The sequence below is a fragment of the Pseudomonas serbica genome (assembly GCF_028823535.1).
Lineage (GTDB): Bacteria > Pseudomonadota > Gammaproteobacteria > Pseudomonadales > Pseudomonadaceae > Aquipseudomonas > Aquipseudomonas serbica.
In genome coordinates this window covers 53,488-71,553 of sequence record NZ_JAQIYM010000004.1, presented here as the reverse complement: position 1 = coordinate 71,553, position 18,066 = coordinate 53,488, and the positions used below count along the sequence as shown (strand labels likewise).

General features: G+C 59.8%; 18 protein-coding genes. 13 read left to right on the top strand and 5 right to left on the bottom strand.

What is annotated here, in order from left to right; genetic code table 11:
- The first annotated feature begins 185 nt into the window (after positions 1–185).
- Genes NQL71_RS07245 through NQL71_RS07235 form a run of 3 tightly spaced genes read left to right on the top strand, consistent with a single transcriptional unit; the run spans position 186 to position 2,046 of the window.
- Entirely contained in the window at positions 186–683 is a 498-nt protein-coding gene (locus NQL71_RS07245) for a hypothetical protein (protein WP_046816783.1), read from the top strand.
- Positions 684–715: 32 nt separating this feature from the next.
- On the top strand, positions 716–1,492 hold the full coding sequence (locus tag NQL71_RS07240) for a class II glutamine amidotransferase (protein WP_046816784.1): 777 nt from the start codon (positions 716–718) through the stop codon (positions 1,490–1,492).
- Positions 1,493–1,503: 11 nt separating this feature from the next.
- The gene (locus tag NQL71_RS07235; RefSeq protein WP_046816785.1) at positions 1,504–2,046 is read left to right on the top strand and encodes a DUF2937 family protein; all 543 of its coding nucleotides are present in this window, start codon (positions 1,504–1,506) and stop codon (positions 2,044–2,046) included.
- 80 nt (positions 2,047–2,126) lie between these two features.
- On the opposite strand, the gene NQL71_RS07230 is transcribed toward NQL71_RS07235, so the two are convergent.
- Positions 2,127–3,041, bottom strand: coding sequence for a LysR family transcriptional regulator (locus tag NQL71_RS07230; protein WP_046816786.1), 915 nt, complete (start codon positions 3,039–3,041; stop codon positions 2,127–2,129).
- 147 nt (positions 3,042–3,188) lie between these two features.
- Between NQL71_RS07230 and NQL71_RS07225 the strand changes: the two genes are divergently transcribed.
- The 4 genes from NQL71_RS07225 (at position 3,189) to NQL71_RS07210 (ending at position 6,926) form a co-directional block, all read left to right on the top strand.
- Positions 3,189–4,475 (top strand): MFS transporter, encoded by a 1,287-nt coding sequence (locus NQL71_RS07225; protein WP_077184155.1) that lies wholly within the window; start codon positions 3,189–3,191, stop codon positions 4,473–4,475.
- 74 nt (positions 4,476–4,549) lie between these two features.
- Positions 4,550–5,302: a 5-oxoprolinase subunit PxpA gene (locus NQL71_RS07220; protein WP_046816788.1), complete on the top strand. Its 753-nt coding sequence runs from the start codon at positions 4,550–4,552 to the stop codon at positions 5,300–5,302.
- Positions 5,299–6,003, top strand: a complete 705-nt coding sequence (locus NQL71_RS07215; RefSeq protein ID WP_046816789.1) for a 5-oxoprolinase subunit B family protein — start codon at positions 5,299–5,301, stop codon at positions 6,001–6,003. Before NQL71_RS07220 ends, NQL71_RS07215 begins: the two co-directional genes overlap by 4 nt.
- Entirely contained in the window at positions 6,000–6,926 is a 927-nt protein-coding gene (locus NQL71_RS07210; RefSeq protein ID WP_274642468.1) for a 5-oxoprolinase subunit C family protein, read from the top strand. The genes NQL71_RS07215 and NQL71_RS07210 overlap by 4 nt, the downstream gene beginning before the upstream one ends.
- 107 nt (positions 6,927–7,033) lie before the next feature.
- Here NQL71_RS07210 and NQL71_RS07205 read toward each other — a convergent pair whose 3' ends face one another.
- The 3 genes from NQL71_RS07205 to NQL71_RS07195 form a co-directional block, all read right to left on the bottom strand.
- Positions 7,034–8,212, bottom strand: a complete 1,179-nt coding sequence (locus tag NQL71_RS07205; protein ID WP_046816791.1) for a vWA domain-containing protein — start codon at positions 8,210–8,212, stop codon at positions 7,034–7,036.
- A gap of 12 nt (positions 8,213–8,224) precedes the next feature.
- The gene (locus NQL71_RS07200; protein WP_046816792.1) at positions 8,225–9,070 is read right to left on the bottom strand and encodes an AAA family ATPase; all 846 of its coding nucleotides are present in this window, start codon (positions 9,068–9,070) and stop codon (positions 8,225–8,227) included.
- A 278-nt stretch (positions 9,071–9,348) separates the two neighbouring features.
- A complete protein-coding gene (locus NQL71_RS07195; protein WP_444875453.1) occupies positions 9,349–10,455 on the bottom strand; it encodes a DUF748 domain-containing protein in 1,107 nt (368 codons plus the stop codon).
- A gap of 99 nt (positions 10,456–10,554) precedes the next feature.
- On the opposite strand from NQL71_RS07195, the gene cysK reads away from it, so the two are divergent.
- From cysK to NQL71_RS07165, 6 genes are all read left to right on the top strand, one after another.
- Positions 10,555–11,529: a cysteine synthase A gene (gene cysK / locus NQL71_RS07190; protein WP_046816794.1), complete on the top strand. Its 975-nt coding sequence runs from the start codon at positions 10,555–10,557 to the stop codon at positions 11,527–11,529.
- Positions 11,530–11,760: 231 nt separating this feature from the next.
- Positions 11,761–12,699 carry an aspartyl/asparaginyl beta-hydroxylase domain-containing protein gene (locus NQL71_RS07185; RefSeq protein ID WP_046816795.1) on the top strand — a complete coding sequence of 313 codons (939 nt, stop codon included), beginning with the start codon at positions 11,761–11,763 and terminating at the stop codon, positions 12,697–12,699.
- A 264-nt stretch (positions 12,700–12,963) separates the two neighbouring features.
- Positions 12,964–14,034: a dTDP-glucose 4,6-dehydratase gene (gene rfbB / locus NQL71_RS07180; protein ID WP_248686131.1), complete on the top strand. Its 1,071-nt coding sequence runs from the start codon at positions 12,964–12,966 to the stop codon at positions 14,032–14,034.
- A complete protein-coding gene (gene rfbD, locus NQL71_RS07175) occupies positions 14,031–14,927 on the top strand; it encodes a dTDP-4-dehydrorhamnose reductase (RefSeq protein WP_274642467.1) in 897 nt (298 codons plus the stop codon). The genes rfbB and rfbD overlap by 4 nt, the downstream gene beginning before the upstream one ends.
- A gap of 2 nt (positions 14,928–14,929) precedes the next feature.
- Entirely contained in the window at positions 14,930–15,808 is an 879-nt protein-coding gene (rfbA, locus tag NQL71_RS07170) for a glucose-1-phosphate thymidylyltransferase RfbA (RefSeq protein ID WP_248686132.1), read from the top strand.
- 353 nt (positions 15,809–16,161) lie between these two features.
- Complete coding sequence (locus NQL71_RS07165) at positions 16,162–17,025, top strand: DMT family transporter (RefSeq protein ID WP_274642466.1); 864 nt, start codon at positions 16,162–16,164, stop codon at positions 17,023–17,025.
- A 37-nt stretch (positions 17,026–17,062) separates the two neighbouring features.
- Here NQL71_RS07165 and NQL71_RS07160 read toward each other — a convergent pair whose 3' ends face one another.
- A complete protein-coding gene (locus NQL71_RS07160; protein WP_274642465.1) occupies positions 17,063–18,004 on the bottom strand; it encodes a LysR family transcriptional regulator in 942 nt (313 codons plus the stop codon).
- Positions 18,005–18,066 lie beyond the last annotated feature (62 nt).

Here is an 18,066-nt window from a genome sequence, read left to right as displayed (position 1 = left end):
GTGGGAGCGGGCTTGCTCCGGGCGGCGCTCCGACGAAGGGGTCAGCAAATTCAACATCTCTGTTGACTGACACACCGCTTTCGCGAACAAGCCCGCTCCCACAGGGGTCGTGAGTTGCTGGCTGGATTTGGGCAGCCTGATGGACGAAAAGCCGTTATCATAAGCGCCTCTTTGCCTGCCTTGCCATGGACACCATGACCGAGAACGACTATCTGATCGCTTGGGGCCTCTACGCCTTTGCCGCCTTGGGCTGCCTGCTGGTGTGGATGCGCATCACCCGCTGGATGTGGCGCTGGCTGCGCGAACCCCTGCGTTTACTGGTGGCGGTGCTGCTGTTCAGCCCGACCATCATCGACCCGGTGAAGGAAAAAGTGGCCCCGGCCCTTGCCATCACCGCCCTTGACCTGTTGTTCAAGGTCGGCAACAACGCGTGGCGGGCGATTTCCGACCTGTTGATGTACGCCATGATCGCTTTTGGTATCTACCTGGTGTTCGCGGGGGCGCGTTTCATGCTCGAACGCGGCGCCAAGGCCCGCCGGGAACAGGCCGCCGCGGCCCAGGCTGCTGCCCGCGCCGACGAGCCGGAAGAGGACCACCCTTTCGGCGGTGCCGGCGATGATCGCTACGGTCGTCCGCCTGTGCCGGGCAATCCCCAGCGGATGCGCGTCGAACCCCGTCTGTAACCGTGTCCCTGCCATGAAGCGAGAGTCCGAGCATGTGTGAGCTATTGGGCATGAGCGCCAATGTCCCGACCGATATCGTGTTCAGCTTCACCGGGCTGATGCAGCGCGGTGGGCGTACCGGTCCGCACCGTGACGGCTGGGGCATCGCTTTCTACGAAGGCCGGGGCTTGCGCCTGTTCCAGGACCCGGCGGCGAGCTGCGAGTCGGAAGTGGCTAACCTGGTGCAACGCTACCCGATCAAGAGCGAAGTGGTGATTGGGCATATCCGCCAGGCCAACGTCGGCAAGGTCTGCCTGTCCAATACCCATCCCTTCGTGCGCGAGTTGTGGGGCCGTAACTGGTGTTTTGCCCATAATGGCCAACTGGCGGATTTTCAGCCCACGGCCAGCTTCTACCGCCCCGTTGGCGATACCGACAGCGAAGCGGCGTTCTGTGACTTGCTCAACCGCGTGCGGGCGGCCTTTCCCGAGCCGGTGGAGGTTGAAGAACTGCTGCCGGACCTGGTCGCCGCCTGCGCCGAATACCGCAGCAAGGGCGTGTTCAATTGCCTGCTCAGCGATGGCGACTGGCTGTTCTGCTATTGCTCGACCAAGCTGGCGCAGATCACCCGTCGAGCCCCGTTCGGCCCGGCGCGCCTGAAGGACGTCGATGTGATCGTCGACTTCCAGGCCGAAACCACGCCCAATGACGTGGTCACGGTGATCGCCACCGAACCCTTGACCGAAAATGAAACCTGGACCCGCTACGAGCCAGGCCAATGGAGCCTGTGGCGACGCGGCGAATGCGTCAGCCAGGGCAGGACCGCATAAGGATCATCCCCATGTTGCTCAGTTATCTACGGCTGGTGTTGTTTGCGGCGGGCCTGTTGATCGGTGTCCAGGTGCCGGGGTTCATCAACGATTATGCCAAGCGGGTCGAAGCGCACCTGATTGAAGCGCAGGCCGGGTTGAGCGGGTTCCAGAACACGGCCAATCAGTTCTTCAAGGGCGACATGCAGGCATTGGTCGCCCACTACCGCGCCAGTGAAGACCCGATCTTTCGCAGCGACGCCGACAGCCTGGGCAACCTGCTGACCCGCCAGGTGGCGCTGGACAAGCAGTTCCAGGCGATGCAGGGGCCGTGGTACATCCGCTTCCTGCAAGTGGTGCTGGCTGCGGACGCGGACATTCGCAAGGAAACCTGGAATGGCTACAGCTACCAGATCCTGCTGACCCCGGAGGCGATGATCTGGGGCATGAGCGGCGCGTTGCTGCTGTCGTTCGGGATCGAGTGCCTGTTCCGCCTGATCGACTGGGTGGTGTTGGGCGGCAAGCGTTTGCGTCAGAGCCGGCCGATCGAAGAGCGGGATTTGCGCGGTTTGTAGGAGCTGGCTTGCTAGCGAATCAAGCGATGCGGTGTGTCAGGCATTGCGCCTTCGCTGGCAAGCCAGCTCCTACAGGATCTTCAGCGATTCAAAACGATGTAGTCTTCACCCACCCGGCGTGCATACCCCTCCAGCACCTGCTGACACAACGCCACAATCTCCTCGACCCATTCCACGCCGACCCGCCACGACACCACCACTTGCAGGTCCGGTGGTCGCTGGTCGATGTCCAGCAAGGTCAATTCACCCCGCGCCAGTTCCTCGGCCACCAGTACCGGGGGCAATGCACCGATGCCGAAGCCGTCGCGCAGCAGGCGAGTGATCGCCGAGACCGAATTCACGCAGTTCAGCCGAGGCGCAATCACGCCATTGGCCTGCATCAGCGCGAGCACTTCCTGATGGGGATGGGAGTTTTTCGAGTAGGTGATGATCCGCTCATTGGCGAGGTCGGCGATGCCTGAGTAATCGCGGTTGTAGAGCGAGTTGCTGGCGACGATCCAGCCCATGGGGTGGCTGGCCAGTTCCAGGCTGCGCACGCTTTCCTGGCGCAGCAGGTCGGTTTGCAGGATCACATCGAGAAAGCCTTTTTGCAGCTGATCGCAGAGGTTCAGCGAGGTATCGGCCACCAGTTCGATTTCCACCAGCGGATAGTGATCGGTCATCTGCGCCACCAACGGGCTCAGCCAGGTGTGGATCACCGTGTCCATCACACCGATGCGCACGCGCCCGGCCTTGCAGGAACGGGTTTCGATCGACTGCTTGAGCGCTTGCATGGTGTCCATCATCTGCTCGGCGTATTCGAGCACTTTCAAACCTTCGGGCGTCAGGCTCACACCCCGTGAATCGCGCAGGAACAGCTTTACCCCAAGCTCGCCTTCGAGCACGGCGATGCGGCTGGAAATCGACGCCTGGGTGGTGAAGAGCTTGTCGGCGGTGAGGCGGAAACTCTTGAGCCGGGCGACCCAGACGAAGGTCTCGAGAAACTTCAGGTTCATGTGATCAAGTTTTTCTTATGGCTAGGGCGGGTTTTTATTAGTTGGACGCAGAGCGCTGGCGCGTCCAAAAATCGGCACATCCGGTTCCCACGATAGGCGTCGTCGGGGCTCAGAACAATACCAATAAAATCAGCGCGGAGATTTGCCATGAGTGCGCCCGACACCACCGTCATTCCGAAAGCCACGGCTCGCCCGGGACCTTTCGACTGGTACCGCAACATCAATCAGCAGGAACGCCGCACCTTCTGGAGCTGCAAGATCGGCTATGGCCTGGATGGCATGGACACCCAGATGCTCAGCTTCGTGGTGCCGACCCTGATTGCCATGTGGGGCATCACCACTGGCCAGGCCGGGCTGATTCACACCAGCACGCTGATCGCTTCGGCCATCGGTGGCTGGGTGGCGGGAATTCTCTCCGACCGCATCGGTCGCGTGCGCACCTTGCAACTGACGGTGCTGTGGTTTGCCTTCTTCACCTTCCTTTGCGGTTTCGCCCAAAGCTACGAACAACTGCTGATTGCGCGGACCCTGATGGGCTTTGGTTTCGGCGGCGAGTGGACCGCCGGCGCTGTGCTGATCGGTGAAGTCATCCGCGCCCAGGACCGCGGCAAGGCCGTCGGCATGGTGCAATCGGGCTGGGCGCTGGGCTGGGGCCTGACCGCGATCCTGTATGCGCTGCTGTTCTCGATCATGCCGCCGGAAGACGCCTGGCGTGCGCTGTTCATTCTCGGCATCGTGCCGGCGATTTTCGTGATCTTCGTTCGCCGCCTGGTCAAGGACCCGGAAATCTACCGCGAAGCCAAGGCCAAACAGGAACCCAGCAACCCGTCGAAGTTCTACGAGATCTTCGCGCCCGGCATGCTCTTCACCACGATTCGCGCTTCGCTGCTGACCACCGGTGCGCTGGGTGGTTACTACGCCATCACCTCCTGGCTGCCGACCTTCCTGAAGAACGAACGCGGCTTGAGCGTACTCGGTACCGGCGGTTATCTGGCGATGGTGATCGTCGGTTCCTACGTTGGTTATGTCATCAGCGCTTATCTGACCGACATTCTCGGTCGCAAAAAGAACTTCATCCTGTTCGCTGTCGGTTCGTTCACCATTGTGCTGCTGTACACGCAAATGCCGGTCAGCAACGGTGTGATGCTGTGGCTGGGCTTTCCGCTGGGCTTCTTTGCCTCGGGCATCTTCAGTGGCATGGGTGCGTTCCTGACCGAGCTGTTCCCTACGCGCATTCGGGGTTCGGGCCAAGGCTTCTGCTACAACATCGGCCGGGCGCTGGCGGCATTGTTCCCGCTGCTGATCGGCCTGCTCAGCCAGACGGTACCGCTGAGTGTCGGCATCGGTGCCTTTGCGGCGGTGTCCTACGGCGTGGTGATCCTCGCAGCCCTGAGCCTCCCGGAAACCCGTGGCAAGCAACTCGACGCCCAGTAACTGGTAACCTGCGGGGCGTGTCATACGGATATGTCCCACAGCTAAAAAGAATAATGCCTACAGGAGTGTTCAGCGTGAGCCGCCTGCTATTGAACTGCGACATTGGCGAAAGCTTTGGCAACTGGACCATGGGTCTGGACGCGGAAGTCATGCCCTTCATCGATTGCGCCAACATCGCCTGCGGCTTCCATGCCGGCGACCCGAGCATCATGCGCAAGACCGTCAGCCTGGCCCTCAGCCACGGCGTGCAGATCGGCGCCCACCCGGCCTATCAGGATCTGGTCGGTTTCGGCCGCCGTTCCATGGCCTATGCCACCCAGGAACTGCAGGACATCCTGCATTACCAGATCGGCGCCCTCGACGGCATCTGCCGGGCCCAGGGTGGGCGGGTCAGCTACGTCAAGCCCCATGGCGCGATGTACAACGACATGATGGCCAACCCGGCGCAACTACGCGCGGTGCTGCAGGCCGTGGCGTCCTATGACCGCAGCCTGCCGTTGATGCTGATGGCCACCCGTGATAACAGCGCCGCGCAGCAGTTGGGCGAGGAGTACGGTGTGACCCTGTGGTTCGAAGCCTTCGCCGACCGCGCCTACGATAGCGCCGGCAGGCTGGTGTCGCGGCAACTGCCAGGGGCAGTGCATCATGATCCGGAAACAATCATCGAGCAGGCGTTGATCATTGCCCGTGGCGACGACCTCACTGCCAGTGACGGCAGCGCCTTGCACCTGCAGGCCAATACCCTGTGCGTGCACGGCGACAACGCCAGTTCGGTGGCCGCCGTGCGACGCATTCGTGAAGCCCTGAATCAGCAGGGCGCGTCATGAAACTGCGGGTAGAAGTGGTCGCGCTCGATTGCCTGATGGTGCGTCTGTTCGATGAGATCGCCGAAGCCAACATGCCGTGGATGCTCGCAGCCAGCGAAAGTCTGCGAGCAGCGTTCGGTGAACAGCTGATCGACCTGGTGCCGTCCTACACGACCTTGATGGTGCATTACGACTTGACCCGCCTGAGCCCGGGCCAGGCCCGGGAATTGATTGCCGAAGCGTTGATCGACTTGTCGCCCAATGCGCGCACTCCCGGCAAGTGTCATGTGCTGCCGGTGTGGTATGACTTGAGTGTCGGGCCGGAATTGAGCTTGTTGTCGCAACGCAGTGGGTTGGCGGTCAAAGAGGTGATCCGCTGCCACAGCGCCCGCGAGTACCAGGTGTTCGCCCTGGGCTTCGCACCGGGGTTCGCGTTCATGGGCCTGGTGGAAGAAGTCCTCGCCGCCCCGCGCCTGGGCACGCCGCGCAAAAAAGTCGCCGCTGGCAGTGTCGGCATTGCTGAACGGCAGACGGCTGCCTATCCGGTGGTATCGCCAGGCGGCTGGAACCTGATCGGTCGCACCCCGGCCAAATTGTTCGACCGCAACCGCGATGGCTACAGCCTGATGCAACCGGGCGACACCGTGCGCTTCGAAGCGATCGGTCATGCCGAATTCATCAACCTGGGCGGTGACGACACGCCACTGGAGGCCCAGGCATGAGCCGACTGACGATTGAAGCAAGTACACCGCTGTGCCTGTTGCAAGACGCCGGTCGTTTTGGCGTGCGGCACCTGGGCGTGACCCAGGGGGGCGCGGCTGATTGGCGTTCGATGTCCTGGGCCAACTGGCTGCTGGGTAACGGGCTGGATGCGCCAGTTATCGAAATCACCCTCGGCGGGTTTACCGTAGTGGCCGAGGAAGAATGCGTGCTGGCCTTGGCCGGGGCGGATCTTGGCGCGCAGGTGGACGGCGAACCGCTGGCACCGTGGCGCAGCTTCAGGCTGCAAAAGGGGCAGCGTTTGCATTTCACCCAGCCATTGCTCGGTGCCCGTGCCTACCTGGCCGCGCCGGGAGGCTTCGATGCGCCGAAGGTGTTGGGCAGCAGCGCAACAGTGGTTCGTGAGGAGCTCGGCGGACTCGATGGCATGGGGCATGCGCTGGGCAAAGGGGCGAGCTTGAGCTATTCGGGCAACTCAGTGATGTTGTTGCGGGAGTTGACCGCAGACCAGCGGCCAAATCTGAATCTTGAGGCGCCGTTGGATCTGGTGCTCGGTGCGCAAATCGGTGAGTTCAGCGGGCAGAGTCTGTTCGATGCGTTCAACAGCGCATGGAGCCTCGACAGTCGTGCTGATCGCATGGGCATTCGTCTGCTGGGCACGGCGTTGCAGTACCAGGGCAAGCCGATGATTTCCGAGGGCATTCCGTTGGGGGCGGTGCAGGTGCCGCCGGATGGACAGCCGATTGTGTTGCTCAATGATCGGCAGACCATTGGCGGTTATCCGCGATTGGGGGCGTTGACGCCGTTGGCGCTGGCGCGGCTGGCGCAGTGTCTGCCGGGGGCGCAGGTTCGACTTAAACCAGTTGTACAAGAAGTCGCACATCGGGAGCAGATCGAGTATTTGCGCCGATTTACCCCACAATGATCGTTCCCACGCTCTGCGTGGGAATGCCGCCCGGGACGCTCCGCGTCCCTGTGACGCGGAGCGTCACTTGATGCATTCCCACGCAGAGCGTGGGAACGATCGGCGTCCTACTTGGACAAAAACCGCATCCCTTCCTCCAACCCCCGAAGAGTCAGCGGATACATCTGGTCCTCGATCAAATCCCGCACGATGTTGGTCGATGAGGTATAGCCCCAGGTGTCCTTTGGATACGGGTTGATCCAGATGAGTTTCTTGTACTTCTCCTTGAAACGCTGCATCCAGACATAACCGGCTTCTTCGTTCCAGTGCTCGACGCTGCCACCCGGCTGGGTGATTTCGTAAGGCGCCATGGCGGCGTCGCCGATGAAGATCACTTTGTAGTCGGCGCCGTACTTGTGCAGCAGGTCCATGGTCGAGGTGCGCTCTGAGGTGCGACGCATGTTGTTCTTCCACACCGATTCATAGATGAAGTTGTGGAAGTAGAAATACTCCAGATGCTTGAACTCGGTCTTGCAGGCCGAGAACAGCTCTTCGCAGATCTTCACGTGGGCGTCCATCGAGCCGCCGATATCGAACAGCAGCAACAATTTGACGGTGTTACGACGCTCCGGCCGCATCTGGATGTTCAGCAGTCCGGCATCCTTGGCGGTGTGGTCGATGGTGCCATCGATGTCCAGCTCCTCCGCCGCACCCTGGCGAGCAAACTTGCGCAAGCGGCGCAGGGCGACCTTGATGTTGCGCGTGCCCAGTTCGACTGAATCGTCGAGATTCTTGTACTCGCGCTGGTCCCAGACTTTCACCGCCTTGCCCTGGCGCTTGCCGGCATCGCCGACCCGAATGCCCTCCGGGTTGAAACCGCCGGAACCGAACGGGCTGGTACCACCGGTGCCGATCCACTTGTTGCCGCCGGCATGGCGTTCCTTCTGTTCTTCCAGGCGTTTCTTGAATTCTTCGATCAGCTTGTCGAGGCCGCCGAGGGACTGGATCGCCGCGCGCTCTTCATCGGTCAGCGAGCGCTCGAACTCCTTGCGCAGCCAGTCTTCCGGAATCAACGCCTGCAGGTGATCGTCGAGCTTTTCCAGGCCATTGAAGTAGGCCCCGAAGGCCCGGTCGAACTTGTCGAAATGCTTTTCGTCCTTCACCAGGATCGCCCGGGACAGGTAATAGAACTCGTCCATGTCGGCGAAGGTCACGCGCTGTTTCAGTGCGTTGATCAGGTCCAGCAGCTCGCGCACCGAGACCGGTACCTTGGCTGCGCGCATTTCATTGAACAGGTTGAGCAGCATGGCATCAGCCTCTTAGCGGGTGCCGCGACGGCTCATGAACGCCAGACGCTCCAGCAGTTGCACGTCCTGTTCGTTCTTCACCAAAGCGCCGGCCAGCGGCGGGATGGCCTTGGTCGGATCGCGTTCGCGCAGCACCGCTTCGCCGATATTGTCGGCCATCAGCAGCTTCAGCCAGTCCACCAGTTCGGAAGTCGAGGGTTTTTTCTTCAGGCCTGGCACCTTGCGCACGTCGAAGAACACATCCAGCGCTTCGCTGACCAGGTCTTTCTTGATGTCCGGGTAATGCACGTCGACGATCCGCTGCATCGTCGTGCGATCCGGGAAAGCGATGTAGTGGAAGAAGCAGCGGCGCAGGAAGGCATCCGGCAGCTCTTTCTCGTTGTTGGAGGTGATGATGATGATCGGGCGCTTCTTGGCCTTGATGGTCTCGTCGATCTCGTAGACGTAGAACTCCATCTTGTCGAGTTCTTGCAGCAGGTCGTTGGGGAACTCGATGTCGGCCTTGTCGATTTCGTCGATCAGCAGGATGACCCGCTCTTCCGATTCGAAGGCTTCCCAGAGCTTGCCCTTTTTCAGGTAGTTGCGAACGTCGTGGACCTTCTCTGTGCCGAGCTGCGAATCGCGCAGGCGGCTGACGGCGTCGTACTCATAGAGGCCCTGGTGCGCCTTGGTGGTGGACTTGATGTGCCAGGTGATCAGCTTGGCGCCAAAGGAGTCGGCCAGTTGCTCGGCGAGCATGGTCTTGCCGGTGCCTGGTTCGCCCTTGACCAGCAGTGGCCGCTCCAGGGTGATGGCGGCGTTGACCGCCAGCTTCAGGTCATCGGTGGCGACGTAGGCCTGGGTGCCTTCGAACTTCATCTGCTAATCCTCGAACGGTAACGCCGGCCTGAGCGAGGCAGGGCGCAAGGTGCAATAAAAGGTGCAATAAAATAGTCAGCCCCGACTATAACGCGCAGTCCGGTCGACTGTGAACGCAGACGGCTTATTCAGTCTCTGAATGGAGCGTCACATCTTGACCGAGTCTTGGCGGCTGGCCAGTATCGAGCTATCGCCATTTTGGCGATATGGATGCGCTCGCAGCCCGCCGCCCGCAGCATCTGTCGAGTACACCGGGCGTTACACCGTCATGGGCAACGTTAACCGGCGTCCGGCTTGGGTCGTTCATACTGGGCATTGAATGCCTGAATGAAACCATTGCGTAAAATCTGCAAAAACGCCTCGAACGCGCTGATATTTTTTTGATGGACGTTGCCCCGGAGTTCGACGCGGGTCGCAAACTGATTCTTGCCCTGGTTTTTCAGCACGGTTTCCGAGCCGCCGACGATCGCCTCCCAAATGGAGCGAAAAATCCCCTTGTCCTTGTTTTCCACGTCCTGTTGCCAGTTGAACACGTCGACGTCCCTGAGCAGCGGTTTGATATAACCCGTCAATTTGGCTTTTTTCGCCTCGGCTTCGATGACCACATCACCATGGCCGGCATTGAAATCGAACTTTCCGTAGGCCGAAGCAAAGTCGTTCATGCGTTTGAGCTCAATGTCCCGGGCCCGCATGCGAAACTCGAAGTCTTCGAAATTACTCAGCGGATCGAAGGTGGCCGTGGTTTCCAGAGGGGCGTGCCCCAACAGCAGCGCCTTGCCTTCGAAGCGGGCGTCGCGCCTGCCTTTGGAATCGACCACGTTGGTGAGGTTGTAAATACTCAGGTCGACCTTGGTGGCATTCATGTTCACCGGTGGTTTGGAATTGAAGTTGCGAAAGCTGATCTTGCCATCGTTGATCCGCACTTCATTCAGGGTGATTGGCAGCAATTTACCCAGTTGGGCACGCCAGTCGGTGCCTTCACCGGTTTGCGAGTTTTGCTTATTGGCTCCGCCGTCGACGAAGTTGACTTCGGGCTTTAAGAACATCACCTCAGCAACCACCGCGTGGTCGTACCACAGGGAATGCCAGCTGACCGAAAGGTCGATCAGTGGCGCGTTGACGAAGGGCACAGGCACCTTGCCCTCGACCTTGACGATTTTCAGGCCGTTGATCTTGTAGGCTCCGCGCCACAGCGCCAGGTCCACGTCGGTGATCTGGCCGCGGTAATCGCCCATGTTCGCCAACCTGTCATTGAGGTAGTCGCGCACCAGGTAGGGCAGGGCGAAGTGCAGGGCAATCAACAGCACAAGGAGGCCGGCGAAGCTCCACAACGGCCAGCGGTATCGACGTTTCATGGTGGTAATTCTCTGGCGTTCTAAAGCCATTGACTGCGCTGCTGCCCGGACGTTCGACCTGACTGGACGCCCAAGGGCAAGAGGCTTACCTTGATGCCCTATTTCAATGCTGTCGTTAAGGACCCAGCCATGAGCCGTATCTACGCTGACAATGCCCATTCCATCGGCAACACGCCGTTGGTGCAGATCAACCGTATCGCGCCGCGCGGCGTCACCATCCTGGCCAAGATAGAGGGGCGCAACCCTGGTTATTCGGTCAAGTGCCGAATTGGCGCCAACATGATCTGGGACGCCGAAAGCACAGGCAAACTCAAGCCGGGCATGACCATCGTCGAGCCGACTTCCGGCAACACCGGTATCGGCCTGGCCTTCGTTGCCGCCGCCCGTGGTTACAAATTGATGCTGACCATGCCGGCATCCATGAGCATCGAACGCCGCAAGGTACTCAAGGCACTGGGGGCGGAACTGGTGCTGACCGAGCCGGCCAAGGGCATGAAAGGCGCGATCGAGAAGGCCGGTGAAATAGTGGCCAGTGATCCGGCCCGCTATTTCATGCCGGCGCAGTTCGACAATCCGGCCAACCCGGCCATTCACGAAAAAACCACAGGGCCGGAAATCTGGAACGATACCGATGGTGCCGTGGATGTCCTGGTGGCCGGTGTCGGAACAGGCGGAACCATTACCGGCGTTTCGCGGTATATCAAGAATACCCAGGGCAAACCTATCGTCTCGGTGGCGGTGGAGCCCGCCGTATCACCGGTGATTTCCCAGGCGTTGGCCGGTGAAGAAATCAAGCCGAGCCCGCACAAGATCCAGGGTATCGGCGCCGGTTTCGTGCCGAAAAACCTCGACCTGTCGATCGTCGACCGGGTGGAGCTGGTCACCGACGAGGAGTCCAAGGCCATGGCCCTGCGCTTGATGCAGGAAGAAGGCATCCTGTGCGGCATCTCCTGCGGCGCCGCGATGGCCGTGGCGGTACGCCTGGCGGAGACCCCGGAAATGCAGGGCAAGACCATTGTGGTGATCCTTCCGGATTCCGGTGAACGTTATTTGTCGAGCATGCTGTTCAGCGATCTGTTTACCGAGCAGGAGAACCAGCAGTAACAGGCGGGGAAGGCTGAGTGATGGAGAAGGGGAGCCCCTTCTCCACCGGGTGTAACTGACGCGCATCAGCAAGCGTTCAGCCACCTTATGTTAAGAAATGCTTTGTTACGCATTCCTTAATACTCTATGTCGGACAACACGGGTTTTTCCCGTGGTTGGTAGTGTTTATCATGCCAATGGCTGCGTCGGGGAATGGCGTAGCGTAGATGTCTATCGATCAAGGAGTTGTTGATGAGCGTTTCGGTTGCCGCGAAAGCGTCGTTGTTGCTGCTGTTTCTGGGCAGTACCCTCTATGTGCATTTGCGGGGGAAGGCGCGTTTGCCGGTCTTGCGTCAGTTCGTCAACCATTCAGCCCTGTTCGCGCCCTATAACGCCTTGATGTATCTGTTTTCCAGCGTGCCTTCAAAACCCTATCTGGACCGCACCCGGTTTCCCGAACTGGACGTGCTCAAGGACAATTGGCAAGTTATCCGCGACGAAGCGATGCACCTGTTTGACGAGGGTTACATCCGCGCTGCGGAAAAAAACAACGATGCCGGATTCGGTTCCTTTTTCAAGAAAGGCTGGAAGCGCTTCTACCTCAAGTGGTACGACGAACCCTTGCCCTCGGCCGAATTGCTGTGCCCGAAGACCGTGGCGCTGCTCAGCGCCATTCCCAATGTCAAGGGGGCGATGTTTGCCTTGCTGCCGGGTGGCAGTCATCTCAATCCGCACCGCGATCCATTCGCCGGCTCGTTGCGTTACCACCTGGGATTGTCGACGCCCAATTCCGACGCTTGCCGCATCTTCGTCGACGGTCAGGGCTACGCCTGGCGTGATGGTGAAGACGTGATGTTCGACGAAACCTATGTGCACTGGGTCAAGAACGAAACCGACAAGACCCGGGTCATCCTCTTTTGCGACATCGAGCGACCGCTCAGTAACCGTATGATCACCCGCATCAACTGCTGGATCAGCGGGCTGCTGGGGCGTGCCACCGCGCCGCAGAATCTTGCGCACGAGCGGGTGGGCGGGATCAACCAGGCCTATGCCTGGAGCAAGCAGTTCAGCGACAGGTTCAGTGGAGCGATCAAGCAGTGCAAGCGCCGTCATCCCAAGGCATATCGGGTAATGAGGCCGGTCTTGGCGATTGGCGTGCTGGGGTTGCTGGGCCATTGGCTGTTGGGCTGAACACCATGGCGGGCAACGCCCGGGAAAAAGATCGCCATCAGGCGATCTTTTTTTTATTTTTGGGAGCTAAGCTATATTACGAATGTCGCCTGTAAATGCCGTTCAGGGCGTCAGGGGAGTCTATACAGAGCCGGTCGCAGAGCTGGCGTGCATTGTTGAATGTTCAAAACCTTATCCAAATCCTTGCGACAGCAGAGCAACCTTGGCAGTAACGCCATTGGGGGGCCGATCCTCGCAACCTTACTGAAAAAAAGGTCTGAATCAATGACCATCCTGGTAACTGGCGGTGCAGGCTTCATCGGGGCGAATTTCGTATTGGACTGGCTCGCTCATTCCGATGAAACCGTAGTCAATCTGGACAAGCTGACCTATGCCGGCAACCTGAATAACCTCAGCAGCCTGACGGGCAATTCGCAGCATGTATTCGTGCAGGGCGATATCGGTGACAGTGCCTTGGTCAAGCACTTGCTCGAAGAGCACCAACCCCGCGCCATTCTCAATTTTGCCGCCGAGTCCCATGTCGATCGCTCCATCCACGGCCCGCAAGCATTCATCGACACCAATATCGTTGGCACTTTCCACTTGCTCGAAGCCGTGCGCGCCTACGCCAAAGCGCTGGCGCCCGATGCACTGCAGGCGTTGCGCTTTTTGCATGTGTCCACTGACGAGGTCTATGGTTCGCTGGCCAAAGACGAAGCGGCGTTCGATGAAAGCCACCCGTATGAGCCCAACAGCCCATACTCGGCGAGCAAAGCTGCCAGCGACCACCTGGTGCGCGCCTATCATCACACCTATGGCCTGCCCGTACTGACCACCAACTGCTCGAACAACTACGGGCCGTATCACTTTCCGGAAAAGCTCATTCCGTTGATGATCGTCAACGCGCTGTCCGGCCAGGCATTGCCGGTCTATGGCGATGGCCAGCAGATTCGCGACTGGTTGTATGTCAAGGACCACTGCAGCGCCATCCGCCGCGTATTGGAGGCCGGTAGCGTGGGTGAGGTCTACAACGTCGGTGGTTGGAACGAAAAAACCAATCTCGAGATCGTGCACACCGTCTGTGCGCTGCTCGATGAGCTGCGTCCGCGTGCCGACGGCCAGCCCTACCATGCACAAATCAGCTACGTCACCGATCGGCCCGGCCACGACCGACGTTATGCCATCGATGCCCGCAAGCTTGAACGTGAACTGGGCTGGAGGCCGGCAGAAACCTTCGAGACCGGCATCCGCAAAACCGTCCAGTGGTACCTGGATAACCAGGATTGGGTTCGCAATATCCAATCCGGCGCCTACCGCGAATGGGTCGAGAAAAATTATGCCGGGCGCAGTGCATGAAGCTGCTATTGCTCGGCAAGAACGGCCAGGTGGGTTGGGAGCTGCAACGCAGTCTTGCTCCGCTTGGCGAGTTGTTGGCGCTGGATTGCGCAAGCCAGGCGTACTGCGGCGATCTGAACGATTTGCCAGGCCTGGCCGCCACCGTGCAGCGCTTTGCGCCTGACGTTATCGTTAACGCAGCGGCCTACACCGCAGTCGACAAGGCCGAAAGCGAGTCGCAGCTGGCTCATCGGGTCAATGCCGATGCGCCAGCGGTGCTGGCTCGAGAGGCATTACGGCTGAAGGCTCTGCTGGTGCATTACTCCACCGACTATGTGTTCGCCGGGCAAGGCGATACACCCTGGCAGGAAAACGATCCGGTAGCGCCATTGAGTGTCTATGGGGCCAGTAAGCTGGCCGGTGAGCAGGCGATTGTCGCCAGCGGCTGTGCGCATCTGATCTTCCGAACAAGCTGGGTGTATGCCGCACGTGGCAACAACTTTGCCAGGACCATGTTGCGCCTGGCCCGGGAACGTGAAAGCCTGGCCGTGATCGATGATCAGTTCGGTGCACCAACCGGCGCCGAACTGCTGGCGGATGTGACCGCTCATGCCATCCGTAGTCTAATGACCGACCCGCAATTGGGCGGGATCTACCACCTTGCAGCTGCGGGCGAAACCACCTGGTGTCGCTATGCCCGTTTTGTACTCGAACATGCCGAGCGGTCAGGTATGAACCTCAAGGTTACCCCGGCAATGGTCGACGCGATCGCCACCCAGGCGTACCCGACGCCAGCCCGACGCCCAAACAATTCCCGACTCGATACTCGCAAACTGCAAAAGGCCTTTGCGCTGAGCTTGCCTGACTGGAAAGTTGGCGTGACACGGATGCTCGCAGAAATACTGGAGAAATAACTATGCTCAATCGTAAAGGAATCATCCTTGCCGGCGGCTCTGGTACTCGACTGCATCCGGCGACATTGTCCATTTCCAAGCAACTGCTGCCGGTTTACGACAAACCGATGATCTACTACCCATTGAGCACCCTGATGCTGGCGGGTATCCGCGATATCCTGATCATCTCCACGCCTCAGGACACGCCGCGTTTCGAGCAGCTGCTGGGGGATGGCACCCGTTGGGGCCTGAACATTTCCTATGCCGTGCAGCCTTCGCCCGATGGCCTGGCGCAAGCCTTCATCATTGGCGAAGACTTCATCGGCAACGACCCCAGCGCCCTGGTCCTGGGTGACAACATCTATCACGGCCACGACTTCATCAATATTCTGCAAAGTGCCATGGCCCGTCAGGCCGGGGCGAGTGTATTTGCCTATCACGTCAATGACCCGGAGCGTTACGGCGTGGTCGAGTTCGACAACCTGGGCAAGGCGATCAGTCTCGAAGAAAAGCCACTCAAGCCCAAGTCCAACTTTGCGGTCACCGGCCTGTATTTCTATGACCAGGACGTTGTCGAGATGGCCAAGAGCATCAAGCCATCGGCGCGGGGCGAGCTGGAGATTACCGATATCAACAGTCTCTACCTGGAACAGGGAAGACTGGCGGTAGAAATCATGGGCCGCGGCTACGCCTGGCTGGATACCGGGACCCACGACTCATTGCTCGATGCCAGTCAGTTCATTGCCACGCTCGAGCGGCGCCAGGGCCTTAAGGTCGCCTGTCCCGAAGAGATTGCCTTCCGGCAGAAATGGATCGATGCCGATCAGTTGCAGAAACTGGCGGCGCCCTTGGCAAAAAACGGGTATGGCCAGTACCTCAACCGTCTTTTGCAAGAGGGTTGATGCCTGCCACACCTGTGGTTATAGTCAGCACAAGCAGGTCTGAAGGACCTGCTTTTTCAACCTCTCGAAAAAGATCAGCCCAATGCCTGCATCCCTCATCAACGCGGTAGTCGATTCAGCGGTCAACGCTGGCGTCGTGCCGTGCGGGAACCAGCAGCCTGTGCAGATCAGTCATTACCCTCCACCTGTCAGTAGCACGTCGGTGTACGCAGTCGTATCACCGCCGGGTGTTGGCATTTCGGGCTGATCAGCGCTGTTCTGCTGTTCCTGTCTGAAAAAAGCACCCGCTTGAAAAAACTACTGGATTTCAGCTTCGGCTGAGTTGGCTTCTTGCCTGACTACAGGTGGTATTCATGTTTGTCCTTTCGAAAAAATCCGCGCTCGCGGCGGCTTCCACGAGCCTGTTCGTTCTGCTGTGGAGCAGCGGGGCGATCTTCTCCAAGTGGGGGCTGGCCCACGCATCACCCTTTGCCTTTCTGTTGATACGTTTCGTTATCGCGTTGTGCGGCCTGGTGCTGCTGATGCCATTGCTGAAGTTGAAATTGCCCAAGGGCGGCAGGCCGATGCTGTATGCGATGGCCACCGGTGTGGTGTTGCTGGGGGCGTATCAGATTTTTTATCTGCTGGCGCTCGACCTCAAGGTTACGCCCGGTGTGATGGCGACCATCATGGGCGTGCAACCGATTCTCACTGTGGTGCTGATGGAGCGTCAGCGCTCGGCCAGCCGCCTGTTCGGCCTGTCGCTGGGCCTGGCCGGGTTGATCATGGTGGTCTATCAGGGCATCGGCCTGGCCGGCATGTCGCTGGCCGGGATGCTCTTCGGCCTGCTGGCGCTGGCCAGCATGACCTTCGGTTCGATCATGCAGAAACGCATCACCGACAATCCCCTTGGCACGCTGCCGGTGCAGTACCTGGCCGGGTTGTTGCTCTGCGGTATTTTCGTGCCGTTCCAGCCGTTTCATTTCGAACTCGGCAACGGTTTCATCGTGCCGGTGTTGTGGATGGGGCTGGTGGTGTCGGTGCTGGCGACCTTGTTGCTGTACCGCTTGATCGCCCGGGGCAACCTGGTGAATGTCACCAGCCTGTTCTATCTGGTGCCGGCCGTGACAGCCGTGATGGATTACCTGATTTTCGGCAATCGCCTGGCGCTGTTGAGCATCCTCGGCATGTTGCTGATTATCGTCGGGTTGGTGTTCGTGTTCCGTAAAACCGCGTGAAGCAAGACAAGGCCCGAGGCAAACGCCTCGGGCCTTTTCATGTGCTCAGCGCATGTTCGGCTCGCACCGAGTTCATGAACGCCTGCATCGCCGAGGATTGAATGCGATGGCGCCGGGTGATCAGCCCGTAGGGCGGCAGTCGTGCTTCGAATTTGATCGGCAACACCGCCAGCAGGTCACGACCGGGATAATCCTCGACCACCGACACCGGTGTGACCCCGAGCATGTCGGTCTGCTGGATCAACGAGAGCAGGGTCATGATCGAGGTGGTTTCGACGATGCTGCTGGGAATATCGACCCGCGCATTGTGGAACACCTGATTGATGATCGCGCGCATCGGGCTGGGCTGCTGTTGCAGCACCCAGGTCATGTTCTGCAATTCTGCCCACCCCAGTTGCTTCTCCTGCGCCAGCGGATTTTGCGCACCGGCAATCACACAGAGGGCTTCTTCACCCAGGCTGTCGAACAGCAGTTCTTCGGCCCGTGCGCCGGGCGGAATCCTGCCCAGGACGATGTCCAGTTGATCCTGCAACAGCGCCTGCACCAGCACGTCGCTGGTGTCGACCTGGATGCTCATGGACAAGCGTGGATGGCTTCGCTTCAAGGTCGCGATGGTGCGGGTCAACAGTCCCGAGGCCAGCGCCGGAATCGCCCCAACGGCGACCCGCCCCAGGTTACCCGATTGCAGCGCCACCAGTTCTTCGCGCATACCGCTGAGTTCGGCGAAGACCATGCGTGCGTAGTAGATGACGGTTTCCCCGAACGGGGTCGAGCGCATGCCCCGGGGCAGGCGTTCAAACAGCTCGACGCCGAGCAGATCCTCGGCCTCGTGCAGCATCTTGGTCGCCGCCGGTTGAGTCATGCCGATGTGGTCGGCGGCGCGGCGCAGCGAGCCGAATTCCTCCAGCGCCAGCATCAGCCGCAGCTGGCGCAGACGCAGTCGACTGTGGATTACATTGGCATCAGGGATTCGCGACATGGGCCGTACTCGCAATAAAGACTGCGGCAAGCCTGACAACAAATGTCAGGCGTTGCCAGCAT